This window comes from Halostagnicola larsenii XH-48, assembly GCF_000517625.1.
GTDB lineage: Archaea > Halobacteriota > Halobacteria > Halobacteriales > Natrialbaceae > Halostagnicola > Halostagnicola larsenii.
This window is the reverse complement of the sequence record NZ_CP007057.1, coordinates 116010-140113: the sequence shown is the minus strand read 5'-3', so window position 1 is coordinate 140113 and position 24104 is coordinate 116010. Positions and strand designations below refer to the sequence as shown.

Annotated in this window: 16 protein-coding genes; 7 read left to right on the top strand and 9 right to left on the bottom strand. The window is 55.8% G+C overall.

The features are described 5' to 3' along the window. Window positions 1–60: 60 nt before the first annotated feature. The 7 genes from HALLA_RS16990 to HALLA_RS16955 form a co-directional block, all read right to left on the bottom strand. Entirely contained in the window at window positions 61–1092 is a 1032-nt protein-coding gene (locus HALLA_RS16990; RefSeq protein ID WP_049954696.1) for a zinc-dependent alcohol dehydrogenase, read from the bottom strand. 593 nt (window positions 1093–1685) lie between these two features. After that, window positions 1686–2756, bottom strand: a complete 1071-nt coding sequence (locus HALLA_RS16980) for an ABC transporter ATP-binding protein (RefSeq protein WP_049954694.1) — start codon at window positions 2754–2756, stop codon at window positions 1686–1688. Further along, on the bottom strand, window positions 2756–3820 hold the full coding sequence (locus HALLA_RS16975; protein WP_049954291.1) for an ABC transporter ATP-binding protein: 1065 nt from the start codon (window positions 3818–3820) through the stop codon (window positions 2756–2758). The genes HALLA_RS16980 and HALLA_RS16975 overlap by 1 nt, the downstream gene beginning before the upstream one ends. 69 nt (window positions 3821–3889) lie before the next feature. Then, on the bottom strand, window positions 3890–4888 hold the full coding sequence (locus HALLA_RS16970; RefSeq protein ID WP_049954290.1) for an ABC transporter permease: 999 nt from the start codon (window positions 4886–4888) through the stop codon (window positions 3890–3892). Next, on the bottom strand, window positions 4881–5900 hold the full coding sequence (locus HALLA_RS16965; RefSeq protein WP_049954693.1) for an ABC transporter permease: 1020 nt from the start codon (window positions 5898–5900) through the stop codon (window positions 4881–4883). Before HALLA_RS16965 ends, HALLA_RS16970 begins: the two co-directional genes overlap by 8 nt. A 63-nt stretch (window positions 5901–5963) precedes the next feature. Beyond that, entirely contained in the window at window positions 5964–7745 is a 1782-nt protein-coding gene (locus HALLA_RS16960) for an ABC transporter substrate-binding protein (RefSeq protein WP_049954692.1), read from the bottom strand. A gap of 180 nt (window positions 7746–7925) precedes the next feature. Next, window positions 7926–8150: a hypothetical protein gene (locus tag HALLA_RS16955; RefSeq protein WP_049954691.1), complete on the bottom strand. Its 225-nt coding sequence runs from the start codon at window positions 8148–8150 to the stop codon at window positions 7926–7928. Window positions 8151–8290: 140 nt separating this feature from the next. Between HALLA_RS16955 and HALLA_RS16950 the strand changes: the two genes are divergently transcribed. Then, window positions 8291–9352, top strand: coding sequence for a mannonate dehydratase (locus tag HALLA_RS16950; RefSeq protein WP_049954690.1), 1062 nt, complete (start codon window positions 8291–8293; stop codon window positions 9350–9352). Between the two features lie 679 nt (window positions 9353–10031). Then, on the top strand, window positions 10032–10871 hold the full coding sequence (locus HALLA_RS16945; RefSeq protein WP_242406244.1) for a sugar phosphate isomerase/epimerase family protein: 840 nt from the start codon (window positions 10032–10034) through the stop codon (window positions 10869–10871). A gap of 139 nt (window positions 10872–11010) precedes the next feature. On the opposite strand, the gene HALLA_RS16940 is transcribed toward HALLA_RS16945, so the two are convergent. Together HALLA_RS16940 and HALLA_RS16935 are read right to left on the bottom strand one after the other, a co-directional pair. Next, window positions 11011–12141 carry a mandelate racemase/muconate lactonizing enzyme family protein gene (locus HALLA_RS16940; RefSeq protein ID WP_049954688.1) on the bottom strand — a complete coding sequence of 377 codons (1131 nt, stop codon included), beginning with the start codon at window positions 12139–12141 and terminating at the stop codon, window positions 11011–11013. A 441-nt stretch (window positions 12142–12582) separates the two neighbouring features. Next, window positions 12583–13665: a Gfo/Idh/MocA family protein gene (locus HALLA_RS16935; protein WP_049954687.1), complete on the bottom strand. Its 1083-nt coding sequence runs from the start codon at window positions 13663–13665 to the stop codon at window positions 12583–12585. 124 nt (window positions 13666–13789) lie between these two features. Between HALLA_RS16935 and HALLA_RS16930 the strand changes: the two genes are divergently transcribed. The 5 genes from HALLA_RS16930 to HALLA_RS16910 all read left to right on the top strand — a co-directional run bounded on the left by HALLA_RS16930 (window position 13790) and on the right by HALLA_RS16910 (window position 23365). Further along, complete coding sequence (locus tag HALLA_RS16930) at window positions 13790–14869, top strand: Gfo/Idh/MocA family protein (protein WP_049954686.1); 1080 nt, start codon at window positions 13790–13792, stop codon at window positions 14867–14869. A 168-nt stretch (window positions 14870–15037) separates the two neighbouring features. Continuing rightward, window positions 15038–17905, top strand: coding sequence for a glycosyl hydrolase 115 family protein (locus HALLA_RS16925; protein WP_242406243.1), 2868 nt, complete (start codon window positions 15038–15040; stop codon window positions 17903–17905). A 110-nt stretch (window positions 17906–18015) separates the two neighbouring features. Beyond that, entirely contained in the window at window positions 18016–18858 is an 843-nt protein-coding gene (locus tag HALLA_RS16920) for a sugar phosphate isomerase/epimerase family protein (RefSeq protein ID WP_049954685.1), read from the top strand. Window positions 18859–19176: 318 nt separating this feature from the next. Further along, window positions 19177–21402, top strand: a complete 2226-nt coding sequence (locus HALLA_RS16915; RefSeq protein ID WP_049954684.1) for a hypothetical protein — start codon at window positions 19177–19179, stop codon at window positions 21400–21402. Between the two features lie 346 nt (window positions 21403–21748). After that, a complete protein-coding gene (locus HALLA_RS16910; protein WP_157231429.1) occupies window positions 21749–23365 on the top strand; it encodes a hypothetical protein in 1617 nt (538 codons plus the stop codon). Window positions 23366–24104: the final 739 nt, after the last annotated feature.

Sequence of the window (24104 nt, the reverse complement as noted above, 5' to 3'; positions counted from 1 at the left end):
TTATCACTGCAAATATTCATGTCGTATCGAGAGCCGATTCTGGACCTCTCAATACCGGTGTTACTCGGAAAACGCAAAGACGGGTTTACAGGTTTCTGACTCAAGGAACGCCTCGAACGCGGCGGTCGGTTCGTCGACGCTGAACGATCGATCGATGATCGCGTCCGCATCGATCGCACCGGTGGATAGGAGGCGAATAGCCTGTTCAAAGTTACGCCAAGTCGATCCGTAGGACGTATTCAGATCGACTTCACTGCGAACGACTGGCGTCATGAACACTTCACTCGGGGCACCCGAAAGCCCAACAACGACCACCTGTCCTCCTTTACGGACATGGTCGATTGCCATTTCGACGCCGCTTTGGTGGCCGGTCGTGTCGAAGACAGCATCGAAGCCGATGCCGTCGGTATGGTCGTCGACGAGCATCGAGAGATCGTTGTTCTCGATATCGACTGTCTCGATACCGAGTTGTTCAACAAGTGGGAGTCGATATACAGTATCTTTGCGGAGGCCTGAGACGAGCACGTCTGCACCCATCGAATCTGCGACTGCGGCAACGAGTACCCCAATCGGGCCGGGCCCCTCGACGAGAACGGTGTCACCGGGAGCCACGTTCGACTGGTCGAATACCGCACGAGTCGCAATGCTGAGCGGTTCAGTGATGCTCGCGTGATCGAGCGGGATTTCATCGGGGATATGGTGCAGATCACGAGGTTTGACGGTCGTATACTCCGTATAGGCTCCGTCGTTGTGCATCCCCGTGATTTCGAAATTCTGGCAAACGTTCGGCTGACTGTTCTTACACTGGAAACACGTACCGCAGTCGTGGATCGGTTCCTCGACGGCGTGGTCGCCGACAGAGAAGTCGGTGACCTCACTTCCGACATCAACGACCTCTCCAGAGTACTCGTGGCCCATGATTCGTGGAATGGGAATCCACTCGTAGCCGTCTTCGTAGGTGTACGCGTGTGCATCGCTGCCGCACAGTCCTGCGGTGTGGACACGGACGAGTACTTCGTCGGCGTTGGGGGCTGGCTTTTCACGTTCGCGAATCTCGATCGATCTAGGACCGGTATGGACTAATGCCTTCATTTAGGGTTACCTCTCGCTTTGGGCAAGCTATGAATAGTTATGAGTTTTACATACATATAATTTTAGGTGTGGAGGACAGTCATCCGAGCACACGTATCGGTGATTACCTGCATTTGACGATCTTTTTGCCCGCCGATTCGTATTGATCTATTTGAAATCGAGCTATCGACGCCTATAGTCCACCAGATATCGTGATACAATAAAAATATAGCCGTTTTCGTTCGTTGAGGCCCGATTACCCACACTAGTGGTCGCTCTCAAGGAAACCGACCTAAGCGGTTGGAAGGAGCATCCGAAGTTATGAACCGTACCGATACCAGATTCGGTACGCGAAGACTCCGACAACTGTGACCCCGAGAAGCGACAGACCCCACAGGCCGAGCACGCCAGCCATCGGTCCATCGAACACCAGCATTCCGCTAAGGAGCAACAGGATGGCGACTATGAACGACACCCAAACACCGAGACTGCCGGGAATTCGTACACTCAAGGGCGCTGTTGTGCTCGGTTCGTCCGACGATGACACGTTGTCTTGGTTACTTGTTGATGACATATTTGTTTGTTGGTATTTTGAGAGTGAGATCGACGACTGATTACTCGTCGGTCACCTTGGGACTGTTCCAGTACTCGTGGTCCTCATCGGCACGGAAACATCGTGCGTAGTTTTCTGCGTTGCCATTCGCGTGGATCCGGCCTGGATGCTGTTGTTGGCACACCTCTCGAGCGTTCGGACACCGCGGATGGAAGTGACAGCCCGACGGGAGATCCGTCGGGTCGGGCACATCGATTTTTCGCAGTGGGAACTCGTCGTCCGGTTCGTCTTCGTAGAGGTTCGCCGTCGCCCACTGCAGCGCTTTCGTGTAGGGATGCTGCGGGTTCTCGACGATCTCGTCGACCGTCCCGATCTCGACGATCTCACCCAGGTACATCACCGCGATCCGGCCGCCGGATTTTTCGGCGATATACCGTGCGTTCGAGAGGTCGTGGGAGATGAACAGGTACGAGGTCTGGAACAGGTCCTGCAACTCGAGCATGAGATCCATCATCTCGACGCGCAGGGAGACGTCGAGTGCGCTGATCGCCTCGTCGGCGAGGATCAGATCGGGATTCAACAGGAGCGCACGCACGAGAACCACGCGCTGGGTTTCCCCGCCGCTCAACTGGTGCGGATACCGGTTGAGGTAGTCTCCCGGCGGCGACATGCCGACCCGTTCGAACAGCGTATGGATGCGCTCTTCGCACTCCTCGCGGCTGAGGTCGGGATACCACTTCTGGAGCGGCAACAAAAGCGAAGTGAGAACTCGCTGGTTCGGATTGAGCGCGCTGCCCGGATCCTGATGGATGATCTGGAGCGAGTGGCGGATTTCGTCGAAAGGAATCGAGACGTCGCCCGACCCGTTTCGCGCCGCCCAGATATCCTGCCCGCGGTAGCTGATGGAGCCGCTGGTCGGCTTTTGGGCCCCAATCGCCGTCTTGCCGAGCGTGGACTTTCCACATCCGCTCTCCCCGATGAGGGTGAGCGTCTCCTGCTCGCCGAACTCGAGGGAGACGTCATTGACCGCTCTGACGGTTTCGGAGTCGCCGAACATATTGAGCAAGCCGCCGTCATCGGTGAACTCGACGGAAACGTTATCCAGTGAGAGCACCGGTTCGGACGTCGCCATCAGTTGTCACCCCCGTCGGTCGCGGCGTTTTTGCTCGTCGCCGGCCGGGTGTCCGGCGCGGCGCTGATCGGAACCGCCTCCGCTGCCTGGTCGTGGTAGAAACACGCCGATTCGTGGCCGTCGCGGACAGCCAGCATCGGCGGCTCTTCTGCTCGACACTGCGAATCGGCCATCGGACACCGAGGGTGATACGAACAGCCCGGAATCTGGTCAACCGGATCCGGCTTGCTGCCTTCGATGATGTTCATCTCCTCGACCGGCACGTTCAGATCCGGCGTCGTATCCAACAATGCGCGCGTGTACGGATGTGAGGCATCGTAGAGGATATCCTCGGTCGTCGCGATCTCGATAATGTTGAAGGCGTACATGACGGCAATCCGGTCGGCCAACTTCGTCAACAGTGGCAGGTCGTGCGTGATGAACACGAGCGTCAGGTCGTACTCGTCCTGCAGTTGCTCCAAGAGCGTCACGATCGATCGCTGCATCAGCAGGTCCAGCGCCGCCGTCGGCTCGTCGAGCACGAGTAGCTCCGGCTCGAGGACGAGCGAGAGCGCGATGAGCGCCCGCTGTTTCATCCCGCCGGAGAGCTCGTGCGCGTAGGAATCGAGAATTCGATCCGGGTCGAGGTAGACGCTCTCTAAGAGCTCGCGTGCGCGCTGCATTCCTGCGCCCACGTCGCGGTTGTGGTCCTGCAGCGTCTCCCTGAAGTGAGTCCGAATCTTCAGGACGGGGTTAAACGAACTCATCGCGCCCTGGAACACCATGGCGACTTCCTCCCAGCGGAATCGGTCCAGTTCGGATTCGGATAACTCCAGAACATTGGTTGGCTCTCCGTCGTGCGAATAGTACGTCACGTCGCCGGTCGAGACGCCCGGTTCGACGACGGCGTTGAGAAACGACGACGCGAGCATCGATTTCCCGCTGCCGCTCTCGCCGATAATGCCGAGCGTCTCGTTCCGGAAGACGTCGATATCGGCGTCGCGGACGACGCGTGATTGCCCACGATTCATCTGGAACGTGACGTCGAGGTCTCGAACCTCCACGATCGGGTCTGTCTTACTCATGAGTCGTCCTCGAGTGGTGATGGTCAGTTACTCGCATGTGGTTGTTGGCTCGGTCGGTTACTCGGCTCATCAGTTTGGCCCTCCGTCGTCGTCGATCGTCGAGGCATGTCGCGCTCTGAGTCGGACGTTGAACACGCTGTCGAGCCCCTGTGAGAGCAAGACGAGTCCGAACGACATCATGAAGATGGTCAGCAGGGGGAGCGCGAGCGTGTGGTACATATCCGGCGTACTGAGCGCGTGGTTTTCGTACGCGAGGTTCATCATGACGCCCCAGTTGAACGTCGTGAACGGCAGAATCCCCAGGAAGTACAGCCCGACGGACTCGAAAATGATCCGTCGCGAGGCCAACGCGGAGTTGACGGTGATGTAGGGCATGAGCTGGGAGAGGACGTCCCGGCGAAGGATCGTCCCCGTCGAGATGCCCATGATCTGGGACGCCTCGACGTAGGATTCCTCCCTGATACTCAGCACCTGTGATCGGACGGTTCTGGCCAGTCCGGGCCAGTTGTCGAGGCCGAGCAAGACGCCGATAACGTACGGATCGGTCGGCTGAAAGATCGCGATCAGCACGATCACCAGCGGCAAGCCGGGAATCGTGATGATGATGTCCGTTACTCCCATCAGTAACCTATCGACCATCGTTCCGCGAAGGAAGCCCGAGACGACGCCCACGATCGCCGCGAACCCGATGCTCACGACGGCGCCGGCGAACACCATCCGGAACATGTCCGGCGTCGCGTGGATGAGTTGAGCCAAGATCGGCTCGCCGTTCATATCGGTGCCGAGAATGTACTCGGTGTTCTGAAACGGTGGGACGAGATTTGGTGCGTCTCCGCTCAAGGGTTGATCAACGAGCCAGACGCCGAGGGTCCCCATCAGTACGAAGACGGTGAGAATCGCGGTTCCGAGGACGGCCCGCCAGTCGGTCATCGCGACGCGACACGGCGCGAGGACGTACAGGTCGAACTGGCGCTTGAACCGCTCGGATCGCGACACCGGTTCTCGATCAATATCTGTCTCGAAGAGGGACTCGAGTCCCTCCTGGTCGTCAGGTCGGTTGCTACTCATTATCTCCTCCAGTCGAAATTCGAGGATCGACGAAGCCGTAGGTCAGGTCAGCGATCAGAATCGCGATAACGGTGATGAGAGTAAACACGATCAGCGAGCCCATGAGAACGGGGTAGTTACGCACCTGGATGGCATCGTAGACCAGCAGTCCGACGCCGGGGTACGTGAAGATTTCCTCGACGATGACCGAACTACTGAGCACGCCCGCGATACCGATCATGAACTGCGTGTACATCGGCAAGATTGCGTTGCGCCCCACGTACTGGGTCGCGATGCGAGAGTTTCGCAGGCCGCGAAGTTTCGCGACGCGCAGGTAATCCTCGCCCAGCACACGAACGGAGTTCCCTCGCATGGTCAGTGCGGTGCCGAGTCCGAGGACGCTCATCGAGAACACGGGGAGCATGGCGTGATAGGCGATACTCTGCATGAACGCGAGATTGAAGCCCGGGTCGATACCCAGCCCGACACGGCCGCCTCTCGGGAAGAACTCGTACCGGATGCTAAAGAAGAAAATGAGCAAAACCCCGACGACGTAGTACGGCGTCGAGTTGAGGCCGATGAGGACCACCGACGAGATGGAGTCGAATCGGGACTTCTCTTTGAACGCCATCATCGCGCCGAGGACGATGCTCACGGTGTAGCCGATCACCATCGCATAGACGCTGATGAGCATCGACCAGGGGATGCGTTCGGCCAGCAGGTGGGTCACGGTATCATTTGAGTAGAGCGACTCCCCGAGGTCTTGCTCGATGAAGACGCTGTGCATGTACTGGTAGTACTGTTCGTACAGCGGTGCGTCGCTCTCGAGGTTCGTATACTGTGAAACCAACAGCTCGATCCGTTCGGGGTCGATCGTATTGCCTCCTGACGATTGCTGTTGGAGGATGACGTTCTCGAGCGCTTGTGCTGGACCGCCCGGCATCATCCGATACAGGACGAACGTCAGCGTTACCGTCGCAACGAACGTCAGTACTGCCTGTCCGACACGCTTGAGGAAATAGTTACTATTCATATCTCATTGATAGTGATACTGTATTACGTGATTGCCACTATAATACCTGTGGTGGACAAATGGCTATTTAGTTGAAATGTGTCCACTACAGAGAGCCATTGGGCCAGGACTCGGTTGGTCAAGGCGTACCCCATCATCGTCCGGATCAGGGAAACTAAAGTTCTCGACGTCGCCGCCGAATCCACGGTTTTCCTGCATGTGGATGATTGACGGCAGGTCGTAGTTGACCCACTGGACGAGTTGTTGAGTAAGGTCGATCGTCTCTTCTTCAGACGAGGAGGCACCCAGATCAGTCATGAGCTGTGCAGGATTGATTTCGATGCCATTGCTTCCGACCTCTTTTGCGCCGACTTCCTCGGGAATTTCGAGTGAGAATGGGACGCCGGTTGGACCTGTATCGGAATTGCTGTCTGGATTGCCTGCGAGGAGACCGTAGAAATTGTTCGAGAAGTACGCCGTGGGATGCCAGTTCGCCACTGCGACGTGCCACATCCAGGCAATATCGAACTCCCACTCCTGCACTCTCGTGTAGTAATCCTGGCCGACGGTCTCCAAGTTCGTCTCAATTCCAAAACCGGTTAGTTGGTCGCTGAGGACGTTCGTCGGTTGTACCTTGTCGATCCCGGAGTCGGTGATTATATTGAGTTCGACAGCCTCGCCGTCGGGACTGACCCACGTGTTGTCTTCTCGTGAGTAATCGGCTTGCTCCATGTATTCAATCGCCGTCTCCTCGTCGGCTTCAACAGGATACTGGATAAGCTGATCAGTGAAGCCGTCTCCGAGGTACGTGTCTTCGATCGTTTCTCGAATACCCGTTTGGACCTCTGTGGGCGACACCAGTTTGCCGGTTTGCGCTGCCGCATCGACGATCGAGGGTATATCAATTGCCGAGATGATCGCGCGACGAACCGATCTGTTCGAGAGGTGTTCGTTGTTCCAGTTTAAGATGTACTTCTGGCAGTTGTAATGATCCAATTTGTAGATGTTCTCGATGTTATCTGGATATCGTGACATCTGATCTTCGGTGATGTACTTGGTCATGTCGAGTTCATCGCTCCGCCCGAGTTCCTCGATTGAACCACTGCCGTCGACAGACGGGATGAGCCGGATCTCCTCGATGTCCGTTCGGTCCGCCCACGGATGGTCGTCATATTTCACGGCTAGCGTCTCCGAAGAGGTGAAATCCTCGATTCTGAACAGCGAACTACCGAGCCCCTTGTCGACAAATTCCTCTGTCGGAATCGTCATCTGGAGGAGTTCGTCAGTTACTGCCTGCCGTTCGCTCTCGCTCGACGCCTCTTCGTACCGATCAACATATTCCCTGAACTCCGATTTGGGCGCTTCCATTCCGTAATTAGCGTTCATTTTGGCGACGACAGGGGAGATGTCTTCTTTGTAGGTTCGTCGGACTGTGTAGTCGTCGACGAGTTCATGACCCTCGATCGATGACCCCTCAGGATCTTGGTAACGATCGATCTCAGCGGCAACAAAATAATCCTCTGCAGTGATGTCATTGCCGTTCCAGTAGGTCCAATCCGTCGGGAATTCGATCGTGATCTCTCTCCCATCGACAGTTATGTCTTCGAAGAAGGCCGACGAAACGGTACCATCTGGATGTGAAGAGATGGTTCGCTGACGCCAGTACATCCCGAATGTCTGGGCGTAGTTCGCCGGATTCCACGGGTTGAAATGGACTTCCGTCGCTGGACGACCAGTATCATTTGGAGTCACAAACGTCGAATCATTATTTCCCCCACCGAGACAACCAGCTACTGCTGTGGCCAGTGCGCCGCCGGTAGCGCCGACAAACGTACGTCTGGTGAAACGATTACAGTCATTGATCATTGTTCCCACGGCGTATACGTTACAATCCAACCATATATACATTACGGTTAGAGATCATAGATTATGATACTAGAATGTTTGCACACGTTCCCGATAAAACGGTTTTCAAGTCAGGGCAACGGATGATCGCTCGGCGGTAAAACTACATTTTCTCTACTCAGAGACAACCGATAGCCGGACTCACACGCTTCGGCGCGAGCACACTACCATCATTCCGAGTGAGACGGATCCGATCACGAGAAACGTCCCAATCTGGAGAATCGTGATGACATACGTTCCCGTCCCCGGCTCGATAGCAGTCAATGCCGCGCCGAGGATGAACAACGAGAGCACCGACACCATAAACAGCAGTCGGAACTTGTGACGGGACCGACAAAGCACGTCAACGAACGTCTCTTCTGACATCGTGCTACCCTTTCTCGCTCCTTCATCACAAGGGTTACTGTGTAATCGCTTCGAGAGGAAATCTCAAGAATCGTCAGTGAGGGGTTCACCGAATGGCGAAGTCTCGCAACCGTTTAGTTACTCCGAGAGAGTGATTAACCATGTCCAGTACTCACAGTGGTGCTGTCCGTGTCGGCGTTCGAACCCGATCTCTCTCGGAGGATAGATTACGATACATCCGCCAACTTGGTGCGACTGACATCTTTGTCGATCACGCTGACACCGAGGAGGAACCCGACGAGTTCAACGATCGCGATGGCTCTGAAACGATCGCCGTCGGCCCGGACCAGATTCCATCGGTGAGCGAACTCGAGGCCGCTCGAGACCGCATCGAAGATGCAGGACTGTCGTTTACCGGTATCCAGTCGCTTCCGTATTCGATGTACGGAGACATCATGTTCGGTCGCAACGGTGCCGACGAGGCTCTTGAGCAGATAACGACACTAATCCGGAACCTGGGAGCAGCCGATATCCCCGTACTGGGCTACCAGTGGAACCCGCGTAGCGTCGTCCCGATGCGAACCGCACCCGTCGAGACGAGAGGTGGGGCAGAGGCGACTGCGTTCGATTACGATGAACTCGAGAATCCGGACGACCTCGCACCCGGCCTCGAGCGCACCTACACCGAAGAAGAGTTCTGGGACAACTACCAAGACTTCCTCGAAACCGTGCTCCCGGTCGCGGAGGAAGCCGGCGTCGACCTCGCGCTGCATCCAATTGACCCGCCGGTGCTCGAGTCCCTGGGTGGCATCCCGCGGCTGTTTCGGAACGTCGAAAACTTCGAGAAGGCGATGGACCTCGTTCCGAGCGATAATCACGGCTTGAAGCTCTGTCTGGGCTGTTTCTCACAGATGGGTGAAGACGTGACCGACGTGATCCGACGATTTGGTGAGCGTGACCAGATCGTCTTCATTCACTTCCGGGATGTCGTCGGGACGGTCCCGAAATTCCACGAGACGTTCGTTGATAGGGGGAATTTCGATACTAGTAACGCAGTGAGAACGCTCCACGATATCGGATTCGAGGGAGCGGTTATTCCCGACCACGTGCCGAAGATGCGCGGCGATAATGATTGGAGACATCGAGCGCGTGGGTTTACCGTCGGATACCTTCGCGGCGTTATCGATACCGTTTGCTCGGAAGAGACGCGGACACACGATTAGGGAAGGGGACTCGAATACCAACAGATGCTTGGTCGGTGACTGCGCCCGACCGACCCGTGCATGTCGAGTCGCGAGCCGTTGATTACGCCACCTTATTATCGGGCCTCGGTTGCAATTAACCGCCCTGAATTCGTCGGTTGATGGTCTGTCGAAACAGTTCGTATTCGTTCTTGCTCGTAAGCAATCTTACTAGGACACATAGATAGTTGTGAGTCGAACCTGGTCCAGTGACGGGTGTCCTTCAAAGATTCGTCCCCCATCGAACCAAATTCCGAGCGTGTTCAATAGGATAGCGTATCGGTAACGTCGTAGGCGATATAAGGTTCCTAGTCATTGCTGTGTATTTCGCGTTCTTGTTATATTTCTGATTGTTAACGATGTTGGATTCTATCAGAGTGTGGTTCTATATACATTATTAATGGCGAAGGAGAGGTTGAGCAGCATCAATCTAATTTCAGCAACTAGAGGACCAAAATACACTTCCAATATAATTACGATAGTACGTTTGTAAATATGTTGTCGCAGAGCAGCGATCGTTGCTGCTTGAACACAATCTCACTACTTCCAACGAGATCGTTACACTATCAACACATACAATATCTGACTGTTAATATTATTGGACTCACGACCCTAAGTCCATATTCGTGCGTAGCGGTGACGATCCTGACTGTGATGGCTCTTGCGGGATGTCTGGTCTACTCCGACCGAACATAGAAGACGGGCCCGGGAAACGATCACAAGAACGATAACCCCCGCAATAGATAGTGTCCATATGGTCCGAACAGCCATAAACGTATATAGCGTTCGAGAACTCGACGATTCGGTTTTAGAACTTATCGACCGCGTTGCCGAGGCAGGCTACGATGGGATTCAGTTTTCCGGGAATCACACAGCGCTTGATGGTGATCACGAAGAGATCGCAACAGCGCTCAAGGAGACTGGTCTCGAAGTACCACCTCCACATGTTAGCATCGAAAAACTCGAGGAATCCCTCGACGAAGTTCGTATAGCCTATGAAGCGCTTGGAGTCAACGAGGCAGCTGTTCCGTATCTCCCCCAATCCGAGTTCCAATCTGTCGATGCTATCGATCAGACGACGAGGCGACTTTCAGCATTACACGACGAACTCGACGATGAGAATTGGGATCTCCACTATCACTACCACGACCACGAGTTTGGTAATATCGACGACGAAGTAACGGGATTCGAGACGCTCACTGAACGTACCGATATTAAGATTGAACTGGATGTCGGGTGGGCACAGTACGCTGGACGGGATCCGATCGAACTCATCGAAACGTATGGGAACCGAATGCCATTGATTCACATGAAAGATCTCGATACTGACGCCGAACCGAGGGAATGCTTCCGCGAGATCGGCGAAGGAGATGTCGACATGCAGGGGTGCGCCGACGCTGCTCGCGACGCGGGTTCTGAGTGGCTCATCTACGAACACGATGACCCCGAGGATCCTCTCGCTTCGATTGACTACGGCGCTGAGTTCCTCGACTCGCTATAGTGAGTGCACCGTTTTAGGCGCTATTCGATGGTGACTGGTCACCCAAGGGTCTTTGTCTACTTTCCTTGTAGAGAGCGAACAGAAGGCCGGGCCAAAACGGAGTTAGCAACTGACGATTCGTCGTGATGATGCTTCTACGCTAATCGACGCGAAATCGCTCGACGGCGGCCTCGTCAATCTCGACACCGAGCCCAGAGCCCTGAGGAACTGCAAGTTCGCCATCAGTCGGATCGAACGGTTCCACTAGGAGATCAGAGCGAAGTGGGTTACTCGAGCGATCGTACTCGAAGAGGAGCGGTTCCGGAATGTTCGCTTCGTGGGGGTATTGTGGAACCGATGCAGCGAACTGGATGGCAGCTGCCACGCCGACCGCACTGTTCCAGACGTGTGGCCGAACCGTGAGATTCTTCGACATTGCTAGATCCGCAAGCGCGCGGGCCTCGGTGAACCCGCCACACCGACCGAGGTTTGGCTGGAGTACATCGACGGCACGCTCGTCAGCCAATCGCTCAAACTCGAACCGGCTGAAATGAGCCTCACCGGCCGCGACCGGAACGTCGACGGTCTCAGTAACGCGGCGAAGACCGTCAACATCCTCGGCAGCAACTGGTTCTTCGACCCATCCTACGTTGAATTCAGTGAGTTCGTTAACGGCACGAATAGCTTGCTTAGCGCGATAGTTTCCGTTGAAATCGACCATGAGCGTCGCATCATCCCCGAGAATTTCTCGTGCGGTCGAAACACGGTTGTAATCGTCTTCGATTCCGCGTCCGATTTTAATCTTTGCGGCAGTGAATCCGTCCGCAACGGCAGCCCGCATCGGTTCTTCGATCGGCTGATTCCACTCGGTAATATAGCCTGACGAGGCGTACGGTTCCAGAACGTCTCGACGGCGGCCGAGTAGTTCGCTGACTGGCGCACCAACGGACTTACCAACGAGATCCCAGAGCGCAATGTCGATCCCACTGACGGCACATCGAGTGAAAGCGCTACGGCCGAAGTGGTACCCGTGCGTATACGACTCTTCTACGAACGTTTCGGCATCGTGTGGATTTAGCCCTTTGACACGGTCAGCGAACTGTTCCTGAGCGAGTGTCGCGACCGTCCGAGCGGGGGCAAATGCTTCGCCCCAGCCGACTAACCCGTCTGCAGTCTCGAGTCGGATCAGCGTCGTCGCACGATTGGTATGTACTCCACGCGCGCTTCCGACACCTCGCTTCTCTGGGAGCGAGTGTGAAAGCGGAATGGCCTCAATATCTCTAACTTCCATACTTGTGATTATCATAGCACAGTTAAAATTGTTTTCTCTTACAAATATTCGTGTAGAAATACAAGCCACTCTCAGGTTCAGGTTTTCGTAGTTAGCTAGGAGAGAGCCTCTCGAGATGGTCCGCAAGGACGTTCTGTTCACGATGTGCAACACCTCGGCGACATCTCCTGTATTCTCGCCGATGAAGCCGGTGAAGGTAACGAACTGCTCGAAATGAAATCGTACGGCTCACTGGGATAGAGATAACAGCGAACATCCAGACGAGGCTACGCTGCAAGCGGTGACAAGCGAGGCGCGCCCCGTCCGCGTGATGTTCTTGTTCATCTCCTGTCGGCCCTCCTGAATGAGAAAGCGTCTGTTCGGGGGACTTCCTGTAGAGTGCTCGGGAATTATCCCGAGTCGGACAAAAACAACAATTACATGACTTTTCTGCCAACGAGTTCAGGACAGGCGAACGGGCGATCCCGTATCGGCTGACTCGTATATGGCCTCGATGATCGCAACGGATTTTCGGGCTTCGGTCGCGCTTAGCGGATAGTGGGCGTCCGTAGCGAGAGCCTCAAGGAACGCCTCGATATTCTCGCGGTGATTCGAGTAGTCTATGTCCATCGGATCCGCGGCGCCACCACTGGTTTCGCTCTTTGCGGCAAACCGCTCGCGAATCGTCGTGTCTGTCTCGCGTTCCTCCTGGAACTCCCACGTTACGAGTTCGTCCTCGAGGATTTCTGCGGTGCCGTTACGGCCAGCCAACTGGATACGTCGTAGGGACCCGGGATACATCGATGTCGCTCCGAGGAACTGACCGAGCGTGCCGTCGTGGTAGCGACAGATCGCAACAGCGGTATCCTCGACTTCTATCAGGTCGTCATCGTGGGCACGACGACCGGTGTAGGCGACGACTTCTTCGATCGGGTTCTCATCCGGGTCAAGGTCCATCGTCGCGCTGGCAAGCCACTGGGTGGCGTCAATACCGTGGATCGACTGATTCATCAATGCACCGCCCCCGTCGAGTTCTTGGGTCCCTTGCCAGGCGCCATCGTAGTAGTCGTCCTCGCGCCACCACGGAACGTAGGCGTTTGCGACCGAGAGTTTACCAAATCGATCATCGATAGCCGCCTCGTGGACCTGCCGGAAGATATCCCGAAAGCGCTGTTGAAAAACGCCGCCGATCGTGATTCCCGCTGTCTCGGCAGCCTCGATCATCCGATCGATCCGTTCCGTCGTAATCTCGAGAGGCTTCTCACACAGAACGTGGATACCGCGCTCTGCGGCCGCAAGCGTCGGCTCTAGGTGGGCGCCGCTCGGAGTACAGACGATGAGGATATCTGGTGATGTCTCCTCGAGCATTCTCTCTGTGTCTTCGTACCACTCACAATCGTGTTCCGTCGCGAACTCCTCTCCTTTCTGTTCTGTTCGACAGGAGCCAGCGACAAGCGTCGCGTCCTCGATGTCGGCGATCGACATCGCATGCATGTCAGCTACCGCACCGATACCGGCAATCGCGATTCGATATAACGCGCTCATTTCGTTCGTACTATTTGTATCCTCCAGTAAATATATATCGTCGTACACCGCTGTGAGTCATTCGACTGTGCCAACCAATCACGATAGTGCGAATGATTTAACACGCCCTGAATGAAATACGGATATGAATCAGATGGCAAGAGTAACTGCTGCAGTAATCGGAACTGGACCGGAACCCGACAACATCGTCTGGGGAGAGAGCGCCGCGATGGCCTATCAACACGGGAAAGCATACCAGGATATCTCTCACTGTGATCTCCTCGCCTGTGCAGATATCGTTCGCGAGAACGCTGAGGATTTCGCAAGCAAATTCGACATCAACGACGAGAACGTCTTTACGGACCACCTCGAGATGCTCCGCTCGGTTGAACCAGATATCGTCAGTATCGCCACGCCGGTTCCGACGCACGCTGACCTCGTTACCAGTACCGCTGAGACCGGTATTCCAGGTGCAATCCACTGTGAAAAACCGATGGCTCACACTTGGTCCGATTCCAGGCAGATGGTTGAAGTCACCCGTGAAAAGAACATCCAGTTAACGTTAAACCATCAACGCCGGTTTCATCCATTTTGGCAGAAGGCATCGAGCCTACTCGACGACGGCGTGATCGGCGACTTAGAGCGTATTGAAATGGGCGGCAAGAACCTCTACGATTTCGGATCGCACCTCTTTGATCTCAGTAATCACTTCGCGGGCGAACGAAGTGCCGAATGGGTTATAGGCCAAATCCACTACACGGAAGAAGACGTCCGTTACGGCGTCCACAACGAGAATCAGGGGCTCGCGTCGTGGTCATACGGAAACGGCGTCCATGGAATCGCCTCAACCGGATACGAATCCGGTGCCAACGTGATCGGCTGTGACCAGCGACTCACCGGCCGCCGAGGGGTGATCGAAATTCAACCGGATGGGGCTGACGCCAACGTTCGCTACCGCAGTGATGAGACAACCGGTTGGGAATCGTTCGAACTCGAGGATGCTTTTGCGATTGGGCGCGCTATCGAGCACGCCTGTGATTGTCTTGAATCCGGAGACCAGCCGGTTATCTCTGGTGACCACGCCCTCCGGGCAACCGAGATAATCTTCGGGATATGGGAATCTGCTCGTCAGCGGTCGCGAATCGATCTTCCGCTCGAGGCTGACGGGAACGCCCTGACCGAACTGGTTGAGGCCGGTGAACTCGCGCCGACGAACACGGACTAAGAGTAACACGTATCCACAGTTCAGCTGGCAGTTTTAACCCAGAAATTAGAAGCAGATATCATAGGTTCTAATCCATGCGTGGCGCTTAAAATAGTCTATTTTTACCTATTGTGAATTTAATGTCACTAGTTCCGAAACCCTTGTATATCTAGGCAGACCTTCCGAAGGATGATGCTAACAGAATCACCGTCCGAAAGCGATGTACCGCTTGTAATTGATGACGAGTTGGCTACGATCTACTTTGATGAGGATGATCATGATGTCGTCGGAATTTCGGCTCGCGATCTCGCAGCTGACGTGCAGAGGGTTACCGGTGACAAACCACCAGTGTCCAGTTCCCTCGACGATCTGGCTGGTCCAGCCGTGATTGTCGGTACGTTAGGCAATTCTACAGGCGTCGAAACGTGCCTACCGGAGGACAGCATTGACGCGGCATCTCTTTCTAAGAAACAGGAAAGCTTCGTTATTACAACAGTAGAACCATCAATTTCGGGAGTCGACTCATGCGTTCTGATCGTAGGAAGCGACAAGCGCGGTACCGCCTACGGTGTCTACGAACTCTCCGAGAGGATTGGTGTGTCGCCGTGGTACTGGTGGGCAGACATTCCGTCTGAGACGCGTGAGTCACTCGTCGTCGAGGCTGGCACCTATCGAGAGGGGCCTCCGGACGTCACCTACCGAGGGATCTTTCTGAACGATGAGGATTGGGGCATTCGGCCCTGGGCGTCAGAAACCTTTGCGCCAGAAGAGGCCACCGATCGCGACGGCCTCGGTCCGAAGACGTATGCCAAGATCTACGAATTACTCCTCCGCCTGAAAGCAAACACGATCTGGCCGGCGATGCACCCAGGGACGAAGGCGTTCTATCGATATCCAGAGAATGCCGAGGTCGCCGATCAGTATGCAATGATAGTCGGTACCTCCCATTGCGAGCCGATGCACCGCAATAACGTCGACGAGTGGGAGACGCCGCGTGAGGAGTGGAACTACAAGACCAACGACGGACAGATCCGGGATTATTGGCGGACACGGGTAGAAGATGTCAGTGCCTACGGTAACATCTTCACTATCGGTATGCGCGGTATCCACGACTCCGGAATGCCGGGAGGAGATAGTAGAGAAGAGAAACTCGAACTGCTTCAGAAGGTAGTTGACGATCAACGCAAGATCCTCGACGAGGTGCATGCCCAACCCGCTGAAGAAATACCGCAGGTGTTCTGCCCCTATAAAGAGGTGCTAGACATCTATCGTGGGGGGCTCGATATCCCGGAAGATGTCTGCTTGATGTGGCCTGATGATAACTTCGGTTACATCCGTGAACTCCCGACTGCATCTGAGAGCGAGCGCGCTGGTGGATCGGGGATCTATTACCACCTTTCCTACTGGGGCAGCCCCCACGATTACCTCTGGCTGTCGAGTATTCCACCGAGTCTTATTCAAACCGAGATGGGCAAAGCATATGACGCCGGTGCAGCGGAATACTGGATCGCCAATGTCGGCGACATCAAGCCCACCGAAAAGGAGATGGAATATTTCCTTGATCTTGCGTGGGATACAGAGGCAGTCCGCTCGGAGTCAGTTTTGACGTGGCTGAAACGGTGGGCCGCTCGCGAGTTTGAAGAAGCACACGCTGCAGAGATTGCCAAGATTCTCACGGAGTACTACCGCCTATCGCACGCTCGCATGCCAGAGCACATGGGCTGGTCGACGGTGTATCCGGATACGGAAACCGACGAGCCGGCGTTTAGCTTCACGAACAGCGGAGACGAGGCTCGACGACGCATTGAGACGTTCGAGGAGTTAGTCGACCGGGGAGAGGAAGTCTTTGAGGCGCTGCCGGTAGACCAACGACCGGGCTTCTACCAGCTTGTACTGCATCAGATACGATGTGCCGCACTGATGTCTGAAAAGTTCCTGTATGCCGCTCGAAGTCGACTCTATGCAGGGCAGGGACGGACAACTGCGAACCGATATGCCGAATTGTCAGAGCGTGCTCGAGATCGTATCAAAGCCGAAACTCGATACTACAATGAGACACTGGTCGAGGGCAAGTGGGAGGGGATGATGTCCGATCACCCGCACGACTTGCCAGTGTTCGACGTTCCCGGGACGGGACACTACGAGCCAATCGACGGTGCCGCCCTCGGCATTGCTATCGAAGGGCGTTTTATGCCAGTCCGTAGGGACGAAGTGTGCCCTCCAGTACTCCCAACATTCCACAGTCACGTCGATCACAGGCACTTCGTCGATATCTATGCCCGCGGAAGCGATCCTGTCGAGTGGTCGACAACGACGAGCAACGAGTGGATCCGACTGTCGGAGGAGAAGGGGACCGCCAGCGAAGAATGTCGAATATGGGTTGGAATCGACTGGGATATAGTCCCCGAGGGTCGAACGGCAGGCGAGGTGACTATCGAGGGCCCAGACGTGCGAAAAACAGTCGGTATCGAGACAATCAACCCAACTAACGATCTCGACGGCGACTTCGTTGAGATTAACGGCGTCGTTGCTATTGAAGCGGAGCACTTCAGCTATGCTGTCGGTGGCTCGTCTGAAACGTGGGAACGATGTGAGGTTCCGGGCCGTGTCTCCGGAGAAACGATGGCCATTCGTCCGTCCCTGTTTTCGAGCTATGGCCTTGAAAGCGATGACGCTCCATCGCTGGAATATGATGTCAACTTCACATCTTCCGGACTCGTTGAGATCGAGGTCCATTGTGTTCCGACACAGGCTATCAATTCAGAGCGTGATCTCCGCTACGCCGTCGCGCTAGATGAGGAAGACCGGCGTGCAGTATCCATCGCTCCCAATGGTGGCGAACACGATCCGGAATGGCAGCAGAACGTCTTGAGAGGAGCTGCAATCGGTGTGAGCAAACATCGCGTTACTGAACCTGGGAAACAGACGTTGAGATTGTCAGCACTCGACCCCGGATTGATCGTAGATCGGATTATTATCTACAAGGGAGGTGAGCGTTCCACATACCTTGGTCCGCGTGAAACTATGGTGGGTTGTCAAAACAGTCAAAGGTATTAGAACTCCAGTATTGTTCTTTATTCCAATGGTGGATAGAGGATTACTATTTCAATTCAACTGATCTTCAGGAATCAGAAGATTAATTTGAATCCTCGTCATTGTTGGTTCGTATGTCAGCGCACAACTTCGTTATTAGCGGCTTCGCCGACGAGATCGGATCTGATCTCGAAGAACAGCTCGATGTGCTCGAAAACCTCGGTATCGATCACCTAGATCTACGCATTGTCGAGGAGACGAACGTGCTCGATTTCTCAGACGAACAGATAGAACGTATTACTACCGCGCTTGAGGACCGAGAAATCGATGTCACCTCGATCGGTTCCCCGATCGGTAAAATCGATATCACAGATGACTTCGAACCTCATCTCGAACGGTTTGAGACGGCCATCGAGATGGCACAAACGTTCGATACGGAGTACATTCGGTTGTTCTCCTATTACATTCCAGATGAAGATGATCCGGCCGCTCACCGAGCGGAAGTACTCCGACGTATGCAGGCGAAAGTCGACCGGGCCGAAGCGGCCAACCTAACGCTCTTACACGAAAACGAGAAGGATATATACGGCGATACGCCCGAACGATGCCGAGATCTACTTACGACAATCGACTCGCCTCACTTTCAGGCGATCTTCGATCCTGCAAACTTTCTCGAGATCGGCGTTACAGCCTATCCAGATTCGCTCTTGCAGGTCATCGAGTATGTCGAACAACTGCACATCAAGGACGCGACTTTCGGCGAGCGCGGTGACATCGCTCCTGCCGGTGAAGGGGACGGTCGGATTCCCGAAACGCTCGCGGCTTTCAAAGCTCGCGGCTTTGAGGGGCCTGTCTCCCTCGAGCCACACCTCACCGTCGCGGGACCGATGAGTGGGTATAGCGGACCGAAAGGGTACGAAGTCGCGGCCGAAGCACTGTTTTCGTGTCTTGAGAACGTGAGTGCGACATACGAGTGATTTTCGGGAGTACTACAGATCTGATTTTCTATTGAATTAAATTTCATAAACTTTCATCTAATCCGCATGACTATTAGGACTAGTTATAAGTATTCTTGATTATATTGCTATGACATGGTGAAACATAACTCACCAAATATAGAGGAGCAGCGCACGGAAGATTCCGGATTATCGCTAACCCGACGAACAGCACTCGGATTGCTTGGTGCTGGCGGGGCAAGCGCGACGTTCGGTAAGTCAGCGATGGCTTCCAACGGCTCCGGCCCAGACAATGCTCGGCCGTGGAACCAACATGTCGATGCACAGAATCATGACTTGTTGAACCTTCGTTCGGTCGATGTCGAACACGTTTACACTGCAGCTAGGGATGCTGATGTCGTTGTCTGGAAGGACGAAGATGACGTCTATCATGCTGACAGTGCGGACGAGCACGTAGCGAGTAGCGAGGACTTCATCGGGGTGGCACAGGCCGCCGTCGACAGCCTCACGGATGACCGAGACTGGAAGGAGAAGGTTGCCGTCGTCTCCCCCGCGACCATCTACGACGATCAACAAGGTGAGACCGACCTTCACCAGGACCTTCGGAAGGGGCCAGGAATCGATCTCCCGAGTTACACCATCCTAGACGTTCCGGCGTCGATCACGGTCGAGAACGCGGGGGGAGACCCGTGGGCGATCCCAGTCCGCGCGCAAGACGCTCATCACATCGAAGTGCCGAACCTCACGGTCCGGGGAAGTCCCCGATACACCATAATGATGAGTAGCGTCTCGAACCTTTACCTCGGCAACATCAACATCGAACTTGACGACATCGGGATCGGTATCCGGATCGACGCCGGTGACGAGGCAAACGTAAATTCCAAGCGTCCGAAAGACATTCAGGTCGATCGGATCTACGCGGAGGGCATTGACTATCATGCGTTCGAGACGAGTGGCGTCGATCGGATACAGATCGATCAGGTACTCGGCAAGAACATTAACGGGTGCGTCGTGCTACTGAACGATTCGTCGAACGCGACCATCGGCGATATTATCGAGTATAGTCCCGACATTCCGGGTCACAACCGGTACGCAACGTTCCGGACCACATACCAGGAGGGGCGGGTCACGGCAGACAACATCGTGAGCCACGAGAGCGGACGTGGCCTCCATATCCACAGAGGGTCGGGCGAAATCATCATCAACAACGTGTACATCGACGGCGCCAGGAACCGCGGCGCGGTCATCAACGCCCCGCCCAACACCGTCCTCAACGGTGGTATCATCAAGAATTGCGATGGCGCAGCCATCGACCTGTACTCCACCACAGATCCGGAATTCACGCCGGCGCGGCGAGCCGAGGGTGTCAACATCACCAACATGCGGATCTACGACGACCAAGAAGGGGAGCGGACACAGACCCACGCGATCAAGGAAGCCGGCACCGCCCTGAACAGCCGGATCGTCAACAACGATGTCCGCGACGGCGGGACAGAAGCGCTCATCACCAGTACCTCCCCCACGTCGGTGATCTCGGGCAACGTCGGTGATGGGGTCGCGAAGGGGACGGTGACGCTGACAGCCAGGTCGGACCCGGCGGCCCGGGTTGAGGGCGTCAGCCCCCACTCCGACGTGACACTCGAGCTCCGTTCAAAGACGTTTGAGGGGCCCGATACGGCGTTCCAGTATGACCACCACTTCGAATGGACGGGCAGCCAGTGGGACCTCGTCTTCGAGTGGGTGACCGACCCCGGCGAGGATCTCACCGTCGACTACATCGTCGACCGGCCACAGGCCACCATCGGGCGCTTCCCGAAGAAACCCGACGAAGATTACGTTGAAGACGTCGACACCGAGGATGTGCCTGCCACCGATCTGCCGGTCACCGACGGCTTGAAGATGCACCTAGACGCCACCACGCTTGACTACCTCAACGACGGGGACACCATCGAAACGTGGCCGGACCGCTCGGAAGCGGGCAACTACGCCTATCAGGACTCGACAGAAGAGCAACCCGCCTACTCTCCCGACGCTATGAACGGTGATCCGGCGGTTCAGTTCACTCGAGCCGACGAAACGCGGCTGGCGCTCTACGATGAAATGGCTACTGTCGGCAGCACCACGTTTATTGCCGTCGGCCAGTTTACTGGCAGCCTTGACGAAGGAGAATATATCGTTGGACAAGATAAGGGTCTTGGAGTAGAGGGCGCTCGATACCGCATTGCTAACTACGGTAACTGGGACGGGACAGAAGGATTCACCTGGCGCATGGGCACCGGCAACGTAGAATTCGGTACTCCAGACAACGAGCCCCATCTCTTCGTCGAAGACTCCTCAATGAACGTGTATTTCGACGGTGAAAAAGCACCAGATATGAAGGAGGAGAACACGGCAACCGATAAATACCCGACTGACTTGTCGCTCGGGTCTAAGGGGCGAGGCAGAGGATTCTGGGATGGCAATCTCGCGGAGGTTCTCGTGTTCGATCGGGAGCTATCTGAGAGCGAACTCGGAGAGGTCCACCAGTACCTGGACAACAAGTACGACTCGGTCAGTCTCGCCTGATCGCACTCGGAACCGGCCTTCGCCTCCCAGAACGGATCTCGGCTCTCCGAGACACGCGTTGCCGCCGACACGCTCGCCCGGACCAGTAGTACCCCATTCAGCGGGCGAACCCGTGACCGTCCGGAGTCGTGCCCACCAATCGGTGCGGGGCGCGACCACTACCGCCGGACGACGTGTGGGACGATGCGGTCGTCGGTGCGTGGCTCTGGCCGCTCGTTACGGACGGGGTATGGTACCAGCGTCGGCTTACAGCTCGGCCCAATCGTTATTTTTCTTTATCCATCCATAATAGATAATGTATATATCTAGAAGAAAATTATTTTAATATTCACGTTTAATGTGGGTCGTGGTTCGAAACTGTGAGTCCCACGATAGCATAGAACAAGAAAACGAGCTGGACGGGCTAGCGCTGACACGCCGGACCGTGATGGCGTTGCTGGGGGCAGGCGGCGTGGCTGCTGTAGCGTCGGGATCTGCGACTGCGAGTCACGGGGGTGGCAGCAGCGCGACCACGTGGAACGAAAACCAAGACGCGAACAACTACGACCTGCTGAACCTCCACTCTCTGGACACGGAGCACGTCCACGCATCGGCGCGTGAAGCCGAGGTCATCGTCTGGCGCGACGACAACGACGTCTATCACGCCGACGGCCAGGACGGCGAAGTCGCCAGCGGCGAGGACTTCGTCTCCGTCACACAGAGCGCACTCGACAGCCTGACCAGCGGCCGCACGTGGAAGGAAACGGTCAGAGTCGTCTCGCCTGGCGAGACCGACAGAAGCGACGAAATCTTCGTTCCGAGCTACACCGTCTTCGATGTTGCCGCGCCGATCGTCATCACCGCCGGCGACGACTTCATCCCGATCAAGTCCCAGGACACCGAACACGTCGAGATCCCGCGGTTCCGGCTCCAAGGCTCCGTGGACTGGGGAATTTTCTGTAAGAGCGTCAAAGACCTCCACATCGGCGACGTTCGGATGGACCTGCAGGGCTCGGGCCTCGGGGTCCGCGTCGACGCTAGTGGTGATAATGGGCGGAGCGAAGACGTCCGGATCGACTCGGTCTTCATTGAACGGGCGGACAACCACGGCGTCGAAACCCGCGGCGTCGACCGCCTCCAGGTCGGCCGGGTTCTCGGCAAAAACGTCTCGGGCTGTACCCTGTTGTTGAACGAAACGGGCGACGCCACGGTCGGCGACATCATGGAGTACAGTCCGAATCCGCCGGGCACGACGGATTACGCCACGTTCCGGACGACCTATCAGCAAGGTCGAGTCACGGCCGACAACATCGTGAGCCACCAGGCCGACCGGGGTCTGCACATCCACGGCGGCTCCGGGGAGATCGCGATCAACAACGTCTACATCGCCAATCCGCGAGGCAAGGGCGCCGTCCTCAACGGCTGTCCGAACACGATCCTCAACGGTGGCGTGATCAAGAACTGCAACGGTGAGGCCATCGACGTCTACACGATCGACGATCCGTCGACCAATCCCGAAGAACGGGCCGACGGCATTAAGGTCACGAACATGCGGATCTACGACGACCGGGACGACCCTCAGCAAACGGAGGCGATCGACGAGGGCGGCAACGCCCAGAACAACCAGTACGTGGATAACGACCTCCGCGACGGCGGCACCAACGAACTCATCAGGCTCGCCTCACCCACAACAGTTGTCCGAGACAACGTCGGTGCTGGTGTCTCGGAGGGCACAGTCACGCTCACCTCCGGGAGCAGTCCCGCCGCCCGCGTCAAGGGCGTCGACAGTTTTGGTGACGTCACCCTCGATCTCCGGGCGAAGCCAGTCAGCCCACCCAGTTCGGCGATGGGCTGGGACCACCGGTTCGAGTGGGACGGCAGCCAGTGGGACCTCATCATCGAATGGACGACCGATCCCGGCCAGGACATGGACCTCGACTACATCGTCGACCGACCCCAGGCCAACCTCGGGCGGTACCCCTAGGGGATCGGCCCAAACCACTGCCCCTTACGCACACCCATCTCTGAACAGACGAACTCCGAACACGTCTCCAGCGAACGATCGGGGTCGGGCGAACCAGTCGTCAGTAGTCCAGACGCGGTGATCGCCGGCAGGTTGCAGGGACGTGAACACGGGCATATTTCACACGCCCCAGACCCCATTCGAACAGTTCACCACGGGAAAATAATCACTCCGCATCTATATTTCCGGATATCAGAAGATGAGTACCCCACTGATCTAACGCTCGGTGCCTACTAGCGAGGTCTCGACTTCATCGAAGGAAATGTGGCGAAAGTTCTCCTGTACGACAGGGAACTATCCGAGAGCGAAGTCAATCAAATCCGCCAGTATCTAGCCAACAAGTATGATGCTGTCAATTTGACCTGATCAGTACATTTTTGTGATACGTTTGTCACATTGCCCCTGGATCATGATGCTGCTATCGGCAGAAATAGCGGTGCCCCGACACGCCTCGGGCGCGAGTTGACCCCTTGCTCGAGGAAATTGTGAGGGAGGGGCGACGTACATCCGTGGAAACATGGATACATATACGGGCGTCTGTACCCGATCGGAAGGGGAAGGGTGGGAGCGGGAAACAGTAACACCTTTCTGTCCAACAATCCGCTCCATTATATGGAATTACACCATGCATAATAAGACTATTGTAACTTATAGTAAATATGGTTCGAGAAATGTTTTTACTCGGAATAATTGAATTGAC